20 protein-coding genes and 2 other annotated features are annotated in these 19,743 nt (G+C 47.0%); of the genes, 2 read left to right on the forward strand and 18 right to left on the reverse strand.

The window, feature by feature from the left end; translation table 11 throughout:
- Positions 1–496: 496 nt before the first annotated feature.
- The 3 genes from pheT to AC4E8B_RS18855 all read right to left on the reverse strand — a co-directional run bounded on the left by pheT (position 497) and on the right by AC4E8B_RS18855 (position 5,101).
- Positions 497–2,911, reverse strand: a complete 2,415-nt coding sequence (pheT, locus tag AC4E8B_RS18845; protein WP_490214852.1) for a phenylalanine--tRNA ligase subunit beta — start codon at positions 2,909–2,911, stop codon at positions 497–499.
- Positions 2,912–2,923: 12 nt separating this feature from the next.
- Positions 2,924–3,961 carry a phenylalanine--tRNA ligase subunit alpha gene (gene pheS, locus AC4E8B_RS18850; RefSeq protein WP_490214853.1) on the reverse strand — a complete coding sequence of 346 codons (1,038 nt, stop codon included), beginning with the start codon at positions 3,959–3,961 and terminating at the stop codon, positions 2,924–2,926.
- A gap of 61 nt (positions 3,962–4,022) precedes the next feature.
- Positions 4,023–4,270: a binding site (T-box leader), on the reverse strand.
- 78 nt (positions 4,271–4,348) lie between these two features.
- Positions 4,349–5,101 carry a TrmH family RNA methyltransferase gene (locus AC4E8B_RS18855; RefSeq protein ID WP_490214855.1) on the reverse strand — a complete coding sequence of 251 codons (753 nt, stop codon included), beginning with the start codon at positions 5,099–5,101 and terminating at the stop codon, positions 4,349–4,351.
- A 119-nt stretch (positions 5,102–5,220) separates the two neighbouring features.
- Here AC4E8B_RS18855 and sspI point away from each other — a divergent pair, with 119 nt between their 5' ends.
- The gene (gene sspI, locus AC4E8B_RS18860) at positions 5,221–5,427 is read left to right on the forward strand and encodes a small acid-soluble spore protein SspI (RefSeq protein ID WP_490214856.1); all 207 of its coding nucleotides are present in this window, start codon (positions 5,221–5,223) and stop codon (positions 5,425–5,427) included.
- A gap of 75 nt (positions 5,428–5,502) precedes the next feature.
- Here the strand turns inward: sspI and AC4E8B_RS18865 are convergent, their stop codons facing one another.
- On the reverse strand, positions 5,503–6,588 hold the full coding sequence (locus tag AC4E8B_RS18865) for a M42 family metallopeptidase (RefSeq protein ID WP_490214857.1): 1,086 nt from the start codon (positions 6,586–6,588) through the stop codon (positions 5,503–5,505).
- A gap of 116 nt (positions 6,589–6,704) precedes the next feature.
- Complete coding sequence (locus AC4E8B_RS18870) at positions 6,705–7,193, reverse strand: dUTP diphosphatase (protein WP_490214858.1); 489 nt, start codon at positions 7,191–7,193, stop codon at positions 6,705–6,707.
- A gap of 166 nt (positions 7,194–7,359) precedes the next feature.
- On the opposite strand from AC4E8B_RS18870, the gene AC4E8B_RS18875 reads away from it, so the two are divergent.
- Entirely contained in the window at positions 7,360–7,761 is a 402-nt protein-coding gene (locus AC4E8B_RS18875) for a sigma-w pathway protein ysdB (RefSeq protein ID WP_490214860.1), read from the forward strand.
- A 114-nt stretch (positions 7,762–7,875) separates the two neighbouring features.
- Here the strand turns inward: AC4E8B_RS18875 and AC4E8B_RS18880 are convergent, their stop codons facing one another.
- From AC4E8B_RS18880 to AC4E8B_RS18940, 13 genes are all read right to left on the reverse strand, one after another.
- Positions 7,876–8,448, reverse strand: coding sequence for a TVP38/TMEM64 family protein (locus AC4E8B_RS18880; protein WP_490214862.1), 573 nt, complete (start codon positions 8,446–8,448; stop codon positions 7,876–7,878).
- A gap of 63 nt (positions 8,449–8,511) precedes the next feature.
- Positions 8,512–8,781 carry a DUF1294 domain-containing protein gene (locus AC4E8B_RS18885; protein ID WP_257992006.1) on the reverse strand — a complete coding sequence of 90 codons (270 nt, stop codon included), beginning with the start codon at positions 8,779–8,781 and terminating at the stop codon, positions 8,512–8,514.
- Between the two features lie 86 nt (positions 8,782–8,867).
- Complete coding sequence (rplT, locus tag AC4E8B_RS18890) at positions 8,868–9,227, reverse strand: 50S ribosomal protein L20 (RefSeq protein ID WP_009796130.1); 360 nt, start codon at positions 9,225–9,227, stop codon at positions 8,868–8,870.
- 25 nt (positions 9,228–9,252) lie between these two features.
- The gene (rpmI, locus tag AC4E8B_RS18895) at positions 9,253–9,453 is read right to left on the reverse strand and encodes a 50S ribosomal protein L35 (RefSeq protein ID WP_009796129.1); all 201 of its coding nucleotides are present in this window, start codon (positions 9,451–9,453) and stop codon (positions 9,253–9,255) included.
- Between the two features lie 16 nt (positions 9,454–9,469).
- A complete protein-coding gene (gene infC / locus AC4E8B_RS18900) occupies positions 9,470–9,973 on the reverse strand; it encodes a translation initiation factor IF-3 (RefSeq protein ID WP_490214863.1) in 504 nt (167 codons plus the stop codon).
- A gap of 146 nt (positions 9,974–10,119) precedes the next feature.
- Positions 10,120–10,246: a sequence feature (ribosomal protein L20 leader region), on the reverse strand.
- A gap of 318 nt (positions 10,247–10,564) precedes the next feature.
- Positions 10,565–12,496 (reverse strand): threonine--tRNA ligase, encoded by a 1,932-nt coding sequence (thrS, locus tag AC4E8B_RS18905; protein ID WP_490214865.1) that lies wholly within the window; start codon positions 12,494–12,496, stop codon positions 10,565–10,567.
- 412 nt (positions 12,497–12,908) lie between these two features.
- A complete protein-coding gene (locus tag AC4E8B_RS18910) occupies positions 12,909–13,775 on the reverse strand; it encodes a putative sporulation protein YtxC (protein ID WP_490214866.1) in 867 nt (288 codons plus the stop codon).
- Positions 13,776–14,007: 232 nt separating this feature from the next.
- Positions 14,008–14,934 carry a primosomal protein DnaI gene (dnaI, locus tag AC4E8B_RS18915; RefSeq protein WP_490214867.1) on the reverse strand — a complete coding sequence of 309 codons (927 nt, stop codon included), beginning with the start codon at positions 14,932–14,934 and terminating at the stop codon, positions 14,008–14,010.
- 12 nt (positions 14,935–14,946) lie between these two features.
- Entirely contained in the window at positions 14,947–16,344 is a 1,398-nt protein-coding gene (locus tag AC4E8B_RS18920) for a replication initiation and membrane attachment family protein (protein ID WP_490214868.1), read from the reverse strand.
- 108 nt (positions 16,345–16,452) lie between these two features.
- A complete protein-coding gene (gene nrdR / locus AC4E8B_RS18925) occupies positions 16,453–16,911 on the reverse strand; it encodes a transcriptional regulator NrdR (RefSeq protein WP_009791377.1) in 459 nt (152 codons plus the stop codon).
- Positions 16,912–17,016: 105 nt separating this feature from the next.
- Positions 17,017–17,418, reverse strand: coding sequence for a hypothetical protein (locus AC4E8B_RS18930; protein ID WP_224898499.1), 402 nt, complete (start codon positions 17,416–17,418; stop codon positions 17,017–17,019).
- 342 nt (positions 17,419–17,760) lie between these two features.
- Positions 17,761–18,141 carry an adenosylmethionine decarboxylase gene (speD, locus tag AC4E8B_RS18935; protein WP_009791374.1) on the reverse strand — a complete coding sequence of 127 codons (381 nt, stop codon included), beginning with the start codon at positions 18,139–18,141 and terminating at the stop codon, positions 17,761–17,763.
- Between the two features lie 566 nt (positions 18,142–18,707).
- On the reverse strand, positions 18,708–19,739 hold the full coding sequence (locus tag AC4E8B_RS18940; RefSeq protein WP_490214870.1) for a glyceraldehyde-3-phosphate dehydrogenase: 1,032 nt from the start codon (positions 19,737–19,739) through the stop codon (positions 18,708–18,710).
- Positions 19,740–19,743: the final 4 nt, after the last annotated feature.

Raw genomic sequence — 19,743 nt, forward strand, 5'->3', positions numbered from 1 at the left:
CACGAAGCATGAGGAAGCTCAAAATCGCCCCGGAAAGCGAAGTGCCTGTAATTAATATCAACAGCCTCATTAATTGGTCCTGCAAACTTGCCCAATTAATTTTAAGAACCCTGTTGATTGGAGTGCAAGGCACGCGGACTCCTGCGGGATTGCAGCGGCAATGCTGAGACCCCGCAGCGCGCAGCGGGAGGAGGCTCAGCGTCGCCCCGCGGAAAGCGAAGTGCCTGGAACGGAAATCAACAGCCCCATTTATTAGTCCTGCAAACTTGCCCAACTAATTTTAAGAACCCTGTTGATTGGAGTGCAAGGCACGCAGACTCCTGCGGGATCGCAGCGGCAATGCTGAGACCCCGCAGCGCGCAGCGGGAGGAGGCTCAGCGTCGCCCCGCGGAAAGCGAAGTGCCTGGAACGGATATCAAAAGCCCCATTTACACTAGCAACTTCCTGCAAATTCAATTTATCCATACAAAAGGCAGCCTGGCGGCTGCCTTTCATATTAACCGCGCAATACTGCCCCGGCTTTTTCTTTAACTGCTTCAAGCACCTTTTCATGGGCTTTGGCAATATCTTCATCTGTCAGTGTTTTCTCCGGATCAAAATATTTCAGAGAGAATGCAAGCGACTTTTTGCCAGCCTCCATTCTGTCTCCTTCATACAGATCGAACACTGCGACTTCCTTCAGAAGGCTTCCGCCAGCTTCCTTGATGATGCGATCCAGCTCTCCTGCTTCTTTTTCAGAATCAATCACAAGGGCGATATCTCTTGTAATGGACGGGTAGCGCGGAATCGCTTGATATTGAAGCGGCGCAGTTTCTTCTTCAAGCACATCCTTGAGGGAAAGCTCAAATACATAGGTTTCCTTCAGGTCAAGATCCTTCTCGACTGTTGGATGGACTCCCCCAATAAAACCGATTTTCTTGCCGGAAAGGACGATTTCAGCCGTTCTGCCCGGGTGCATGCCGTCGATTGCGGCACGCTGGTATTCAACTTTTCCTTCAAGGCCGAGGCGGGCAAACAAGCCTTCCGCAATTCCTTTTAACACGAAGAAATCGACCGGCTTTTTCTCTCCCTGCCAAGGGTGGGAGTGCCAAAGGCCAGTGATGGCCGCTGCGAGATGCTCGCGCTCCTCTGGAAGACTCTCACTGCCATTGGATAGAAATACGGAACCTGTCTCATATACGGCGAGGCTGTCATTCTGGCGGGCTGTGTTGTACTTCAATACCTCCAGCAGCTGCGGAACGATGCTTTGGCGCAGGATGCTGCGGTCTTCACTCATCGGCATTGCCAGCTTGATCGGTTCGCGGCTTTCAATCGCATATTGGCCTGCTTTCTTTTCGCTGGTCAAAGCATAGGTCACTGCCTGGTATAAACCGGCACCTTCCAGGTAGCGGCGGACAATGCGGCGTTTCTTCTGATAGTCCGTCAGGCTTCCAGGAGTCGATTCGCCGGAAGGCAATGTAACAGGAAGGTTATCATAGCCATACAATCTTGCCACTTCTTCAACCAAGTCTTCCCCGATCGTAATATCACCGCGGCGGCTTGGGACTGTTACGGTAATGGAACCATTGTCAGCAGATGCTTCAAACTGAAGGCGGGCAAAGATATCTTCTACTTCTCCCATTGCCAGTTCAGTTCCGAGGACCCTGTTGATCTTTTCCAGCGAGATGGAGATGACAGCTGGCTCAAGTGTAAGATAATCAGCTTCAACGGCTCCTTCAAGAACTTCGCCTGATGCATACTTCTCCATCAGTTCAGCCGCTCTTTCTGCAGCAGCACGGACACGGTTAGGGTCTACTCCCTTCTCATAGCGGGTGCTGGCTTCGCTTCTCAGGCCATGATCCTTTGACGCTTTGCGGATCGTCCCTGCTGTGAAATACGCAGATTCAAGAAGGACTGTCGTTGTATCTGACTGCACCTCGGAGTTTGCGCCGCCCATTACACCTGCAAGCGCTACAGGCTCACTTCCATTTGTAATGACAAGATGATCTGTGGAAAGCTTCCTTTCTGCATCATCCAGTGTGACAATGGTTTCACCTTCATTCGCACGGCGTACCAATATTTCTTTAGAGCCAAGGCGTCCGTAGTCAAAAGCGTGGAGCGGCTGGCCGTATTCAAGCAGAACGTAGTTCGTGATATCAACCACATTATTATGCGGTCTGATGCCCTCTGCCATCAGCCTCGTCTGCATCCATAGCGGCGAAGGCCCGACTTTCACGTTTTTAATGACTTTTGCCACATAAAGCGGATTGTCTTCCTTGGCTTCAACATTAACAGTAATATAGTCAGAAGCTTTTTCAGCTGATTCTGCTGCCTGCGGTGATGGAAGCTTCACTTCTCTTCTCAGGATGGCTGCAACCTCATAAGCAACGCCGAGCATGCTCAGGCAGTCTGCACGGTTCGGTGTGAGGCCAAGTTCAAGGATATGGTCGTCCCTGTTCAGCATTTCAAGCGCATCCCGGCCCACTTCCGCATCATTCGGGAAAACAAAGATGCCTTCAGAGAATTCCTTGGCCACAAGCTTGCTCTCGATTCCAAGCTCCTGAAGAGAACAGATCATGCCGTTTGATTCTTCACCGCGCAGCTTTGCCCGCTTGATCTTGAAGTTGCCCGGCAGGACAGCGCCTACTGTTGCAACGGCAACCTTCTGGCCTTTATCCACATTCGGCGCACCGCAGATGATTTGTACAGGCTCTTCTCCCCCTGTATCTACAAGGCATTTATTCAGCTTGTCGGCATTCGGGTGCTGCTCGCGTTCCAGCACGTGGCCGACAACTACCCCTTTAATGCCTTCGTTCAATGTTTCGATGCCTTCAACTTCTATTCCGCTCTTAGTAATCTTTTCTGCCAATTCTGCTGCGGAGATGCCGGATAGATCTACATATTCCTGCAGCCATTTATATGAAACCAACATAAAGCAGTCCTCCTATTCCTGTACTGAAAATTGTTTCAAGAAACGAATGTCATTTGTATAAAAATGGCGGATATCATCTATGCCATATTTCAGCATTGCAATCCGCTCCACACCCATGCCGAATGCAAAGCCGGTATATTTCTTCGGATCATAGCCTGCCATCTCAAGCACATGCGGGTGGACCATGCCTGCACCAAGCACTTCGATCCAGCCGGTGCCCTTGCAGACACTGCAGCCTTTCCCGCCGCAGATTTTACAGGAAATATCCACTTCAACTGAAGGCTCTGTGAACGGGAAGAAACTCGGGCGGAGACGGATTTCCCGTTCATCGCCGAACATCTTTTTAGCAAAGACTTCAAGTGTGCCTTTTAGATCCGCCATGCTGATCCCCTCGGCCACAACCAGCCCTTCAATCTGCATGAACTGATGGGAGTGGGTCGCATCATCGTTATCGCGCCGGTATACTTTGCCCGGGCAGATGATCTTGACGGGCCCTTTTCCTTCATTGGCCTCCATTGTACGTGCCTGGACAGGAGAAGTATGAGTGCGGAGAAGTGTTTCCTCCGTTATATAGAAAGAATCCTGCATATCCCTGGCCGGATGTCCCTTCGGCAGGTTCAGCGCTTCAAAATTATAATAATCGCTTTCCACTTCATAGCCCTCTGCTACTGTATAACCCATCCCGATGAACAGATCTTCAATTTCTTCCACGATTTTTGTCAGAGCATGATGAGTCCCGGTTTTGACAGGACTTCCCGGAAGGGTGATATCAATGGTCTCTTCAGCCAGCTTTTGTTCAACGGCTGCCATCTCAAGTTTTTCCTGCTTTACTTCAATGGCCGAAGAAATGCTGTCGCGCACTTCGTTTGCCAGCGCCCCCATTTTCGGGCGCTCTTCGGCCGATAATTTGCCCATCCCTTTCAGGACTTCAGTAATCGGGCCTTTTTTGCCAAGATAAGATACGCGGATATCATTGAGCTCTTTCAGGTTCTCAGCTTTTTCAACTGAAGTTAAAGCTTCCTGCTGCAATTCTTTTAAACGGTCTTGCATCTTTTTTCCTCCTTTTTACTTATCAGCGGTATTTTTAGGCAAAATAAAAAACCCCTCCCTGTTAAGGGACGAGGTTTTGGATTCGCGGTACCACCCTTATTAACAGCTGCCTTTCAAAAAAGGTGCTGTTCGCTTCATTCAGATAACGGCTGTGCCGGGGGCATCTTTCGATTTGCGCTGTCTGCAAATGATCCCGATGCCAGCTCAGGAGGTGAACTTCACTTGTAAGACACTCTAAAATGCTTTCAGTCACGGCATTTTATCCCTGTTGAGCTCTTATAAGCTACTTTTCTCCATCAAAGCTTTTTATGTAATGCAGTTTTGCTGTTTATTATAGTATATTCTTCTCTTTGTTTCAAACTCTTTTCAAGTTTTTGCTGGCCCAATTCAATTCTTTAGATAATACATAAGGATGCCTGCTGCAACGGCGACGTTAAGCGATTCACTTTTTCCGTAAATCGGGATATAAAGATTCTTATCTGTCCTCGCAAGAAACTCAGGACTCACCCCGCTGCCTTCATTTCCAACCAAAAGCGCAAAGCGTCCGGCCGGCTGGGTCTCCTTATACGGAGATGCATTTTCAAGGGCGGTCCCGTAGACCGGTATGCCCTCTTCCTTCAGACTGTCCATCCACTCATGGAGTCCGCCTCTCAGGATCGGCAGGTGGAAATGGCTGCCCTGTGCAGAGCGGAGCACCTTTGGATTATAGACATCTGCGCTGCCTTTCCCTACAACCACTGCATCAATTCCGGCAGCATCTGCCGTTCTGATCATGGTTCCCAGATTGCCTGGATCCTGGACGGCATCTATCAGCAGGAAGGTGCTTCCCTTTACAGAAGACAGCAGCGTTTTTTCTTCCTTGCATACCGCGATGACACCCTGGGGTGTTTCGGTATCTGAGAGTGATTTTATGATTTCATCAGTTACCATTGTTACCGGCAGTTCGCCGTAATTCCAGCGGGACGGAAGCTCCGCATTTTCACTGAAGAGCAGCTCTGCGGCGTTTCCGCTCTTTAGCGCCTCTTCTGCCAGATGATAGCCTTCGGCAAGGAACATCCCTGTTTTGTCCCGCTCTTTCCTGGCCAGCAGCTTCCTCCATTGTTTGATCTGCGGATTGTTTGCAGATTGAATATGCTTCAACACGGTCTCTCCTTTTTCTTTCAGCTTTCAATTTTCTTATTATAGCTTACCCTCTGTACATAATAAATCCAAAAATAGAAATCATATTAAAGAATTGAATATGAAAGGGGTGCGTGCAGATGAATCTGAATTTGCGCAATGCCATTATCCACAATGTTACCGGCAACTCTCAGGACGAGCTGAAGGAGACGATAGTCGACGCAATCCAGAACGGCGAAGAAAAAATGCTGCCTGGCCTTGGCGTCCTCTTTGAAGTCATCTGGCAGAACTCATCAGAAGAAGACAAAAAAGAAATGCTCCACACATTGGAAAACAGCCTGAAATAGGGCTGCAGCGAAAAAGGGTGACAGGCACCCATACCAATTTTGAAAGTGGTATAGGTGCCTGTCACCCGTTACATTTTATTCGAAAGTGATTCTATCAACAGTTTCTTTGTCCAAACGCTTGATGACTTCAACAATGAGTTTAACTGCATTTTCATAATCATCGCGGTGAAGCATGGCTGCGTGTGAATGGATATACCGTGTTGCAATCGTGATGGCCAGGGATGGCACCCCATTATGTGACAGATGGATGGCGCCTGAGTCTGCACCTCCGCCGGCAATGCTGTCGAACTGGTATGGAATATTCATTTCGTCCGCTGTATCTGTGACAAGGTCGCGCAAGCCTTTGTGAGAAACAAGGGATGCATCATAAAGGATGATCTGCGGCCCTTTGCCCATTTTGCTCAATGCTTCCTTCTCAGAGATTCCAGGTGTATCCCCCGCGATTCCTACATCCACGCCAAATCCGATATCCGGTTCAATGAGATTGGCAGCTGTCTTCGCCCCTCTCAGCCCTACTTCTTCCTGAACTGTACCGACGCCGTATACTACGTTTGGATGCTCGGCATCTTTAAGGTGCTTCAGCACATCGATGGCGATGGCACAGCCGATGCGGTTATCCCATGCTTTGGCAAGCAGCATTTTTTCGTTATTCATCACAGTGAATTCAAAATAAGGGACTGCCATATCACCAGGCTTAATTCCCCATTCCATTGCTTCTTCGCGGCTGGAAGCACCGATATCGATGAACATATCCTTGATGTCGACCGGCTTCTTGCGGGCTTCAGCAGGAAGGATGTGCGGCGGCTTGGATCCGATGATGCCTGTAATGTCCCCTTTGCTTGTTACAATGGTGACGCGCTGAGCAAGCATAACCTGGGACCACCAGCCCCCGACCGTCTGGAAACGGAGAAAGCCTTTGTCATCAATGCTTGTAATCATGAAACCTACTTCGTCCAGGTGGCCGGCAACCATGATTTTCGGTCCGCCCTCTTTTCCTGTTTTCTTGGCCACAAGGCTGCCAAGGCCATCTGTTGTCACTTCGTCTGCAAATTCAGTTATGTATTTCTTCATGACTTCGCGAACTTCGCGCTCATTGCCCGGAATGCCTTTTGCATCGGTCAATTCTTTCAGCATCGTCAGCGTTTCATCCAATTTTGCCATATGTTTCGACTCCCTTAATATTTATTTTCTTCTCTATTATACCTTACTGTCCAAAAGTGTAAAAAGAAAAATCCCAATCTTGCGGATTCCCATGATGAGGCAAGGCCCTGCTAGTACTAGTACCCTTGGCGCTGCCTTTCATAATTCACTTCATTTTTTTCCACATACGCCTTTTCGATCTGCTCTTCAGTGAACCCAAGCATTTCTGCAAGACTTATGTAAGCACTGAACAGCCCATTAAAATCTTCAAGGGTCATGGAAGCTTTGAATACATCAACCAGGTGATAGAGATGCAGGAACTGGCGTGACAGTGATTCTTCCTTCCCATTTGCCTCGATGCGGGCACATTCCTCAAAACCGCACTCAATCCCGAGTGATAAGATGAAATGGACGCCGTCGACGAATTCCTCAAGGATCACAGCAGGCTCAGATGCTGGCTTCTGGCTCCAGAATTTGAAGCACCTCGTTTCATTGGCCAGCTCGCCCAGCTCCACCAGAAGGGCAAGGATTTTCCTCTCAAATAGATTATCTTCTGTTAGTTTATGCTCTGTCTCGATATGATGGTCAAGCGCTTTTTGCATTTCAAAAAGCCTGTTAATATTCATAGCAGAAAAACTCTCCTTTCAAACTTCCCCGCAGGTTCTGTCACTGGCAGGGACGGACCAAAAAAACACCCGTCAGAAAAAATTATAACAAATTAAAAAAAGAACGAAACTTTTTTGAGATATATCCGTAAATAAAGATAAAACTGTGACCAAGTGGAGGTATTTTATGATGTGGGCGATACGCTTGCTTTTGTTTGCACTCATTTTATTTCTCATCTACACATGCGTAAAATATATAATCAACCCAAAGCGGAAGCTCGAGCTTGCTCATGACCAAAAGCGCTATTATTTCCTGGACGACCAGAATAATGTCCGCAAAAATTTCCTGATCACGTACAAGGGCGTCCTGCTCGAGGGGGAAAAATATCTGGGTACCACGGAAAATGCTTTCGAGGTTGTTTCCATCTTTATATGGCCGCACAGCCCGTCCTCCCTCAAAGGAATGGTAAGGGAAGACTTCCAATTCATTGAAAGAAAGATTTCGGAGCAATATCCCAACGCAAAGCTTGACTGGAAAAGCCCTATCAAGGAATTCATGAGCAAAAGTACAGACACCATTAAACTTTAGTATCTGTTAGTTTTCCAAGTTGATTTCGTGCTCATCCTTGCCAATTTTAAAAAGAAGAAAGAGGCGCCAATCATCTGACTGGCGCCTCTTTATAATAGGAAGGCTCTGCTGTTCTTATGCAGCTTCCCTGAAAAACTCCCGCCATTTAATGACACTCATTTTCTCCCTGAGCATATATACAAATACTCCAAGGACCAACAGGATTGTTAAAGCGGCCGGCAGCGAAAAGCGGCTGATGAAACCGCCAAACATGGTATAGCAAACCGCCATTGGCAGATTGGTCACCCAGCTTCCTTTCACAAACTCCCCAAACCGTTTATATCGCTCGAGCAGACAAAAGGTAAGCAGATGATAGTGCACGAAAGGGATCAGCCGGAGAACGGCCACCTGGCCTGCGGTAAGATTCCTGTACTCCCCGAACCAGCGTTTTTTCAAAGAAGAAAGCTTACTGCGGGCAGCAGGCATTTTTTCCAGCATCCAATAAAAAAGCATATTCCCAAGCAGCAGTCCTGCAGCAGAATAAGCGGCGCCCGGCACCATGCCGAATGCCGCCCCTCCAGCCATGCAGATGGCTGCAGCAGGCACGAAAAGAAATTGCCTGAGTGCGTGAAGCAGGATGAATAAAAACGGAGACAGCCAGCCGCCTGTATGGACGGCGGCCAACACGAGAGACAGCATTTCATTCATGGGTGCCACCTTCTTTGCTGTTAAATCATGATGTTACTTTAACATATAGCAAATGATCGACGCTTATGACCAAACGGCGAGCAAATATATACAGACTGCTGCCTCAAGCATGCTCAGCGCCGGCAGCCCGTATTTAAAAGCGTCATGCTTTGTTTTATGCCTGAATTTGTTCATGCCTGCGTACATCCCCGGGGCCCCAAAAACAAAAGCTATGGTCCAGAGTGTTCTTTCGCTTATCCGGTATTGATTTTTCCGTGCTTTTTGTTTATCTGCCCTCATAATAAAAAAGCCTGCTGCATTGATCAGCAGCAAATACAAAGCAGCCCATTCCATTATCCGCCGTCCCCTTTATGTATAGTCTTATTATTGAAAAAAGCCATCCTCTTAGCGAGAATGGCTTTCTAAAGGCCTCAGCCTTATTACTTGCTCAGGTTCTGCTTTGCAACAGAAGCTAATTCAGCAAATGCTTTTTCGTCAGCAACTGCAAGCTCAGCAAGCATTTTACGGTTCACTTCGATGCCTGCAACCTTAAGGCCATGCATCAAACGGCTGTAAGAAAGACCGTTCATGCGGGCAGCCGCATTGATACGAGTGATCCATAGTTTACGGAAGTCGCGCTTTTTCTGGCGACGGTCACGGTATGCATACATTAATGATTTCATAACCTGCTGGTTAGCAACTTTATATAATGTATGTTTTGAACCGAAATAACCTTTGGCTAATTTAAGAACTTTTTTACGACGTTTGCGAGTAACTGTACCGCCTTTTACACGTGGCATATCTTTTCCCTCCTATATTCGGAAATTACTTAATGTTGTCTAGCATATGGCGAATGCGTCTGAAATCGCCTTTGGAAACAATCGCAGCTTTACGAAGCTTACGCTTTTGTTTAGTTGATTTGTTAGCAAATAAGTGGCTAGTGTAAGCGTGAGAACGTTTCAGTTTGCCTGAACCAGTCTTCTTGAAGCGCTTAGCAGTACCGCGGTGAGTTTTCATTTTTGGCATGTGGAATTCCCCCTCTTTACTTGTCGATTTTAGGTGCTAAGACCATGAACATGCTGCGTCCGTCCATTTTCGGATGTGATTCCACAGCTGCAACTTCCTTGCAGGCTTCCGCAAAACGGACTAAAACACGCTGACCGATTTCCTTATGTGTAATCGCACGACCTTTGAATCGGATCGAAGCTTTTACTTTATCGCCCTTTTCCAGGAACTTAATTGCATTTCGCAGCTTTGTATTAAAGTCATGCTCATCAATAGTCGGACTTAAGCGAACTTCTTTGATATTGATAATCTTCTGGTTTTTGCGAGCTTCTTTTTCCTTCTTCTGCTGCTCAAACTTAAACTTTCCATAGTCCATGATACGGGCTACAGGAGGTTTAGCATTTGGCGCAACAAGAACAACGTCAAGATTTACTCGTGAAGCAATTTCAAGCGCTTCAATCTTGGACTTGATTCCCAATTGCTCGCCGTTTTGGTCAATTAGACGAACTTCACGGGCACGGATTCCCTCGTTTAACAACATATCTTGTTTGCTAATAGTTAGCCACCTCCAAGGTTTTGTGCGAATACAACGTCTGAGTCAAGAGCAGCACAAGCTGCAGAACCTGCACCGAATCCCACGCTGCATCCAGCATGACAATGACAATATTACATCATAAAGCTTTTTAGACATATAAAAAAGTGCGGATGAAATCACCCACACTTACGAAACGACAAGTTAAAAGCTGTTTCCGTAAAACCTGCCAACTGCTCTTTGCGTCAGCCAGGTGAGAAGCGGGTGCTTCTTCTTTTCCTCAAAGCCGTATTCAATTTACCTAAGTAACTATATCACAAATGATATTTTCATGTCAAACGAATAGATGTTTTTATCACAACGATTTGAATTCTATCAAAGAAATTGATTTCTGGCAATAGTTTTCGCGGTTTTTTTTCATAATCGATATAATTATTGGCTGAATTAAACATTGTTGTTGATTTCGGGCTCATTTAGCCAGATATTCAGCACAGCTGAAAGGCGTGTGAAACAGAGTTTCACACGAATGAGCCCAAAATCAACTTTGCTAACAAAGTTTAACTATTAAAAAAAGAGGCCGAAGCCTCCCTTTAATAATTGTTATCTCGCTGTATCTTCCTTCAGTGCATCCTTGAATACATCAAATGACATTGTCTCAGACTTCTGCTCACCGTATTTACGGACATTGACCGCATTATCTGAAACTTCCTTGTCGCCAAGAACAAGCATATAAGGAATCTTTTGCATCTGTGCTTCGCGGATTTTGTAGCCGATCTTCTCATTGCGGGCATCCAATTCCACTCTGTATCCTTGAGCCTGGAGCTCTTCCTGGACTTTTTTCGCATAGTCGAAATGGGCGTCCGGAGAAACAGGGATCACCTGTACCTGTACCGGTGCCAGCCATGTCGGGAATGCTCCTTTATATTCTTCGATAAGGAAAGCCACAAAGCGTTCCATTGTTGATACGACGCCGCGGTGAATGACGACCGGGCGGTGCTGCTTTCCATCTTCGCCTACATAAGTGAGGTCAAAGCGCTCTGGCAGAAGGAAATCAAGCTGTGCAGTTGAAAGGGTCTCTTCTTTGCCAAGCGCCGTTTTCACCATCACGTCCAGCTTAGGGCCATAGAAAGCTGCCTCTCCTTCTGCTTCATAGTAATCAAGCCCAAGCTCGTCCATTGCTTCCTTCAGCATGGACTGTGCTTTTTCCCACATCACGTCGTCATTGAAGTATTTCTCAGTATCCTGAGGGTCACGGTAAGACAGGCGGAAAGAATAATCTTCAATGTTGAAGTCTTTATATACTTCAAGAATCAGGTGGACGACGCGCTTGAATTCTTCCTTGATCTGATCAGGGCGCACAAAGATATGGGCATCATTCAAAGTCATCCCGCGGACACGCTGCAGTCCTGACAGCGCCCCGGACATTTCATAGCGGTGCATCGTGCCAAGCTCCGCAATCCGGATCGGAAGCTCGCGGTAGCTGTGAATGCTGTTTTTATAAATCATCATATGATGCGGGCAGTTCATTGGACGGAGGACAAGCTCCTCGTTATCCATTTCCATGACAGGGAACATATCCTCCTGGTAGTGGTCCCAGTGTCCTGAAGTCTTATAGAGATCAACATTTGCCATTACAGGCGTATAGACATGCTCGTAGCCCAGGCGCTGTTCCTTGTCGACGATGTAGCGCTCAACGATGCGGCGGATGGTTGCACCCTTAGGCAGCCACATTGGCAGTCCCTGGCCGATTTTCTGGGAAGTCATGAAAAGATCAAGCTCTTTGCCGATCTTCCTGTGGTCGCGCTCTTTCGCTTCCTCAAGCAGGCGCAGATGCTCAGCCAGGTCTTCTTTCTTAAAAAACGCTGTCCCGTAAATGCGCTGCAGCATTTTATTGTCGCTGTCTCCGCGCCAATATGCGCCGGCAATGCTGAGCAGCTTGAATTCCTTGATCTTGCCTGTTGAAGGTACATGGACGCCGCGGCAGAGATCTGTGAAATCGCCCTGTTCATAAAGGGTGACAGTTTCCCCCTCCGGAATGGCTTCAATCAGTTCAAGCTTGTACTCATCTCCGATTTCCTTGAAGAACTCGACCGCTTCTTCGCGGCTGACCGCCTTGCGGTTCACATCAATGTTTTCATTGACGATTTTGGCCATCTCTTTTTCAATCAGCGGCAAATCTTCAGGAGTTAATGACTCTTCAAGATCGACATCATAATAAAATCCGCCTTCAATGACAGGGCCGACACCGAATTTGGCGCCCTTGTGCAGGCGTTTGATGGCCTGTGCCATCAAGTGGGCTGTACTGTGGCGAAGAACCTCGAGTGCTTCATCACTGCCCTGTGTGACGATTTCAATGGAACCGTCTTCTTCTATCGGCCTGCGAAGATCGTACATTGTGCCGTTCAGCTTTCCGGCTAGCGCTTTTTTCTTCAATCCCGGGCTGATGGATGCAGCCACATCCTCTGTAGATGTCCCTTTCGGAAATTCCTTTACAGCTCCATCCGGAAAAGTCAATTTAATTACTTCTGACATGAAAATTCCTCCTTATGTGATTAAAAAACAAAAAAACCGTCCCTAAAGAAGGGACGAGCTGTATTTAACACGTGGTTCCACCCAAATTCCCAGACGCAAAAAATCACGCAGTCCGGCTTAGTGAGGGATATAACGGTCCCATGCCCGCCAGCCAATACTTGGGCCAATGATAAACGGCGAATCTCTTCGTCGTCTGCTGCACCCGGCTATTTATACGGGCGCAAAGTCACTGTCCTTTTCCTGGCTGTTGTTCGGAGGCGGTAAGCATCTCATCCGTGCTGGGAAGTTTTCAGCCTTGGCTTCCCTCTCTTTGAACCGTAATGGAATACCCTTGTCCTCGTCGCTACATTTGTGGTGTTTGAATTATTATGTACGTTATTATAGTAGTTTATCTTGGAAAAATCAAGGGATTTCAGATTTTCTCCCTGCCTGCTGCAGAGAGGACCTTTTTCAGTTCTGTAAAGGCTTCAAAAGGCTGGATGAACACTCTTTCCTCAAAGATATTCCGGACGGTCCGGGCGAGCGGAGAGTCTGGTTCATCTGTATAAAGATATATGGCGGTCGGCGCCATCGAAAGCAGCGGGGCGATTGTAACGGAATCGACGTATACCGGATGATTAAAAAGCAGTCTGCGGTCTACCATCTTCAAGAGCTCTGCCCGCTTGATCTCAGAGAGCCCGCCATCATAAAAAGCATTTTCCTCCCCCATCAACAGATGGACAGCACTGCGCTTAGGGGCCCTGCCCTTCAGGAAGTCCCTCAGCATATGGATGAACATCTGGTATTCCTGTTCCATCTTATATTCATCAATGGAAAGCGCTGCATACCGTTCAAGCTGGTCCATCATTGGGCGGAGACGGAATTTTACAAAAGAATCGAACGAAAATGAAGTGATGTTCCCTGACATCAATTCATCAATCGCCACACTAAGGCTTTCCTCCGGTCCAGGACCTTCCAGAAACGCAGATAGATCGTCCCTGTTTCCCTCCAGGATGGAATGGATAATATCCATTATCTGCTGCTGTTCTTCCTCATCTTCATAAAAATACTGCTCCGAAAGAATCCTGCGGAACCAGTCATCCTGCTTAGTTTCTATAATGAAATGCATAATCGCCTTTTTTACAATGTCTGCATGTTCCTGTAATCCGCCCTGCCTGACCTGAACAGTATGCCCGTCTTTAAGTTGAAGTGCTGATATATGACAGGATGACAGTCCAAGCTCCAGGAGATCCTGCAGTTTCCTCGCATCCTGCTGATTTTGGAAAATGATTTCAATCAATCATATCCCCCCTTGTTTATTAAACAATATCCGAAGCTGCAGCAAGCGCTGGGAGATATTCTCTCCTTCCTGACCATACGGCTTCCTTCGTTAATATCCCTGATTCCATGTATATGGGAAACTTGTACAATTTAGAAGCAAATGCGGAACAGAAGGGGATAAAAAAGGGGGGGAAACAGTTGCACACCAAAATAAAAACTGCCTTTGCAAAGGCAGTTTTCATCATTATTCTTTATACACGGCGGTTCGGCCCGTCAACGAGAACCGGCTCAGACAGGTAGCGGATGCGCTCCATGATCCGGCGCGCCTTCATTTTTTCTTCTTCACCGCGCTGGCTGTAGGTCAAATGGTGCTCCAGCCCCTGCATATCAAAATTGGATGTAAAGAAGGTTGGCAGATTCTCCAGCATCCTGAACTGCAGGATCGGCCCCAGCACCTCATCCCTTGTCCAGCTGGACATTGTTTCGGCGCCAATATCATCAAGCATCAGGACCGGCTCGCGCTTAATGGCCTCAAGCTTTTCATTTAAGGTTGAATCTCCGATGCTGCTTTTCATTTCCCTTAAAAGCTCCGGGACATAGACGATCATGGACGAGATTTTCTTCTTGGCAAGCTCATTGGCGATTGCACCAAGCAGGAAGGACTTGCCGACCCCGAACTTCCCGTAAAAATAAAGTCCCTTCTGCCTTGTACCCGGCTTATAATTCTCGACGAAGCTTTCCGCTTTATCAACTGCATCCAGTCTGGTATCCAGGTAAACATCAGCAAAGGAGGCGTTGACAATCTCTTTTGGAATATACAGGCTCCGGATCAGCTTCTCATTTTTCTTCCGTTCATCATGGATCACCTTGCGCGGGCAGCGATTGTATTGGACATCAATGATCCCTCTCCTGATGACCAGTTCAGGGTGATAACCCTGCATCATATTTTTGCATTCCCCAAGGCTTGGACATTCTCTGCATTCCTTGCTCTGCTGTGCATACTCCGAGAGCTTGATCATGCTTCTTTCTGCCATTTCATTTGTAATTTCTGCACGATGTTCCTGGAGAAAAGCTTTTACATCAGGATGAGAGAAAATTTCCTTTTTTTGCTGCTCGTACCTCTTTTGAAAGCTTTCATTGCCTGCAAGTTTTCTCAGTGTCTCATTGATTCTTTCCATTCTGCCACCTCCTTATTTCCGATATTTTTTAAGCCTTTCCTCCAAGGCCCGCCTTTTTTCCTCATACTGAGAGTCATCTGCGGCAGCAGCTTTTTGCGGCGGCTCTTCCTGCTGCTCATCAAACCAGTCTGGCAGCGCTTCTTTTCTGATCGGCTTTTTAGCTGAAGCAGGCTTTGACTTTTTGCCTTCTGCCCACTCCAGATACTGGCGGTGTTCATTTTTGGCCAGCATCATCGCTTCTTTAACCGTTTTAATCTGTTTTCTTGCCCAATGCCCGGCAATCTTTTCTACATATGCTTTCGTCAGTTTCATATCTGTCTTTAGCATAACATACTGAATCAGAACATTAGCAACGCCAGGGTGCAGCTTCTGCTGAAACATAACGTCCTCTATGATTTGCAGATCACCCTTGGAGGGATCTGCCCCGCCGGATATATCCTTTAACAGCTGGCGCGGAGAAGTGATCTCCATATATCTGATCAATTCTTCTTCCTGTGTTTTCGGCTCAGCGGCCTGTACCTGATGGATGCCTGGCTGGATCCGGTCTATGAGGGACGGCAGCTGGTCCTGATGCTCAAATTGATACCAGTCACGTGCCGACTTCCTCAATTCTTCAATATTGATGTCATTATCTTCCGTCATGGCACTGATCAGGATGTTTTTCATCTGCAGGGCATCAATGCCATAAAGGAAGGACAGGTTGCTGATTGCCTCCCGGACCTTCGGGGTCAGCGCCGACTTGGGAAGAAGTGATTCATTCAGGCCTGCTGCAAGCAGTTCAAAATCAAAGGATGAGCCTCCGATTTTTATCTCTTCAGGGCTTGTTCTGCCTATGAAGGTAAATCCCTCTTCAAGCGACACATCCCTCCCTGTATCCTGGTCAGGTGAGAAAGCGGCAGGATGGCCTGATTCATACACATCCTGAAAGGCTTTAGTCACTTCGTCATAACCCTGCATCACGCCGGAATCATGGTCACAGAAAAATCGTTTAAGCCTCAGAAACTGATTTTTGCCGATTTTGCGATACAGATAGATGTTAAGCATTCCATCCAGGAAAAACTGCTCCGGACTCAGCGGCGGCTGCAGTTCGTATATAAAAGAGCGGCTGCCTTCATCATTTTTTACGAACGCCTTCAAAAGGCCGATCCCTTCAAGCTTCAGTCTTGCTTCATAGATTTCCTTTAAGTTCATCCCCATGAAATTCATCAAGCTATGATGGGTATTTGATTGAGACCAGAGCCTGTTTTCCTCCAGTTCAGCCCATAGCGTCATATATAAACTGAGACAGGATGCCCCGATTAAGGGCTGGTACAGCAACGTAAGCACCTTTCGGTCATAATCATGCAAAAGACCGCTCGCGGCCACTGCATAGCGGTCAATCGGAAGCATTTCTTGCCAATGCTGAGTCATAGCTGCCAACCTTTCTACGATCTTCGGGAAACCAGCCAAAAAAAGAGCCAAAGACAGTCTTTAGCTCGGCTCTGGCTGCAGGCACCTCAGTGCATCACTTCCAAAAAATCATTGTTCTTTTTTGATCAATTCTTTCAGCTCATCGATAAATACGTTGATATCCTTGAATTGCCGGTAAACAGAGGCAAACCTGACATAAGCAACCTCATCAATTTTGGCCAGTCTGTCCATGACCATTTCACCGATAAATTCGCTTTTTATTTCAGAAACCCCCTGGCTGCGAAGCTCCTTCTCCACTTCTGATGTCACTTCTTCAAGCTCCTTAAGGGCAACAGGGCGTTTTTCACAGGCCTTGATCAGGCCCCTCAGCATCTTATCGCGGCTAAACTCCTCGCGTGTGCCTTCCTTTTTTACGACAATGAGGGGTATCTCCTCCACCTTCTCGAACGTGGTGAAGCGATAGCCGCATTTCTCGCACTCCCGCCTTCTGCGAATGGAACGGCCGTCATCGACCGGACGGGAATCAAGGACGCGTGTATTGTTATTCTGGCATGAAGGGCATTTCATACAATCAGCTCCGTATCCTCATTCATGTACTTGCTGGCCGTTTCTCTGCACGAAGGCCATTCTGTTTCTATCATATAAAAAACACATCAGCGGTACAAGCTTCCGCTATTCAGCATTCCTGCCGGAACCAAGATATGTAAGCTCTTTATCCAGCCTGCTATAGAAACCTGTGATTTCCTTTTTCAGGGCAGGAAATGCTCCAGTAGGGGAAAATTGCTCAGTCGATATATTTACATCAATGGCAGACTCCATTCCCCTTACAGACACAATGGTGATAATGGCAAAGTACTTTCTGCCGCGGGTGATTTCCGCAGCCATTTCTCCATGCTCCTTGGCAGAGCTGATCATTTTCACGCTGGGATCCTTCCGCAGAACGTTTTCTGCAGTTTCAAAAGCCTTATTAAAGCTGGCCTTATAGTATCTTGTCCGCAGATTCTCATCCCGATGGCTTTCACTTGTTTCACACTGTTTTTGAAAGCGGCCGAAAACTGTCCGAAAAATTGACATCCATTCACCCTCCGAGTTATCACTTTTCTTTATTTTAACACAAGAAAAGCGCAAGCGCCTTGCCAAAAATGGAACGCAGACTAAGAACGCCACGTCCTGTGGCAGCGTATGCATGATTAGCTTCCTGGGGGCCTCAACACGATCCTCCCGGAAAGGCGTTCTTTGTCTTTTTGGGAGAGTCAGCTTGTGACCTGGAGGGGGCAGGCGCAGCTGCTAGACAGTAACCGCAGTTGTAAAAACTATCTTATTTTTTTGAGATCGTTCTGACCTGCTGTCCGGCCAATATAAAAAGAGGTGTACGGATACACCCCTTTGATTTGTCAATTTATCAGTTTGTCATTTTTATAGTGCGTTTGCTTGAGCTTGCTTAACTTGAACAGGACCCATGCCGCGAGGAATTTCGATATTCTCACGCGTTTGAGCGCCTAACTCTTCCGCAATATAGTCTGCAGCAATGTTAGGATCAAGATCTCCGCATGTGTATACATCAATGCTTGCATAGCCATGCTCCGGGAAGCTGTGGATTGTTAGATGAGACTCGGAAATGATTACCACTCCGCTTACTCCCTGCGGCGCAAACTTGTGGAACGCGACTTCGCGGATTTCTGCACCTGACTTCAATGCAGCCCCCACAAATGTCTGCTCAATAAATTCCATATCATTCAACTTTTCAAAATCGCAGCCCCATAGCTCTGAAATAACATGACGGCCCATTGTTTCCATATTCAAATTTCCCCCTTTTTAAAAATACAAGCGAATTAATGAGCTTCTTCATTTTTACTGGCCAATAACTACCACGGGGGAAAGTTAGTCCAGAGAGGTCCTAACCCTTTAAGTAGCCATCACTGCCAAAATTCAAGAAGTTCACGAGGAATAGTATACTTTGTTTATATTTTTTTTGCAACAGGAGTTTTTGATTTTTTTAGATGTGTATTTTATCTTAATTAATAGATGGAAAAAGACTGGAATAAATCTCAAAAAGCTGGTTTTTTAAGGGTTAGCCATAGGTATGGGGAGGTTGATTTCCGTTCCAGGCACTTCGCTTTCCGCGGGGCGGCGCTGAGCCTCCTCAGAGCAAGCTCTTGCGGGGTCTCAGCTTTGCCGCTGCAATCCCGCAGGAGTCTTCGTGCCTTCCACTGCAATCAACTGGTTTTTAAAATTTTTTTAAAGGCAAAAGCCTAGTACAAAAAAATAAAAACAGGGGAACGGAAGATTTCTTCCGTTCCCCCTGTTTTCTAAAACAAGCGTGCTTTAATAAACAAGCATCAGCTTACAATTTCTCAGTGTTGTCAGCCTGCTTTTACTTCTGTTAGTTTAGTCATTTTTCCTGCGACAAAGTTAACGAGGTCGACGACTCGGCAGGAGTAGCCCCATTCGTTGTCATACCAGGCGAGCACCTTTACTTTGTTGGGGCCGATAACCATTGTTGAGAGGCCGTCAATGATGGCAGAATGTTCATTTGTATTAAAGTCGACAGATACGAGCGGCTCTTCTGTGATATCCAAAATGCCCTTCATGCCTCCCCTTGCTGCAGCTTCAAAGGCATCGTTGATTTCGTCGGCCGTCACTTCTTTATTCAGGTCCACCACAAGGTCAACCAGCGACACATTTGGCGTCGGGACACGGAGGGCCATTCCGTGAAGCTTGCCCTTCAGCTGGGGGAGTACTAGGGAAAGGGCTTTGGCGGCTCCTGTCGATGTCGGAATAATCGATTGTCCGCATGCCCGTGCACGGCGCAGGTCCTTATGAGGATTGTCGATATTTTTCTGATCGTTTGTGTAGGCATGGACGGTCGTCATCAGTCCGTTTTCAATCCCGAATTTTTCATCAAGCACCTTTGCGACAGGCGCCAGGCAATTTGTGGTGCATGATGCGTTAGAAATGATGTCATGCTCATATATATTTAATGCGCTTTCATTTACTCCCATCACAATAGTAACATCCTCATTTTTACCCGGGGCAGTCAGTATAACCTTTTTAGCTCCCGCCTCTAGATGGAGCGCTGCTTTTTCGCGGGAATTGAATTTGCCTGTTGCTTCAATGACAATATCGATCTCCAGGTCCCTCCACGGGAGCTCAAGGGGATCCCTGCTTGCCAGCAGCCTGATGCGCTTCCCGTTTACGATTATTGCATTATTTTCAGGAATCACTTCGCCTTCAAACATACCGTGATTCGTATCATATTTGATTAAATGAGCCAGAGTTTCAGCAGGATAGCTGGCGTTGATTGCTGCAATTTCAAGATTTTCCTCCATAATTGCCTTTCTGAACACCATTCTTCCGATCCTTCCAAAACCATTAATCGCTATTCTCGCCATCATTATA

The organism is Bacillus sp. SRL543, assembly GCF_984799205.1.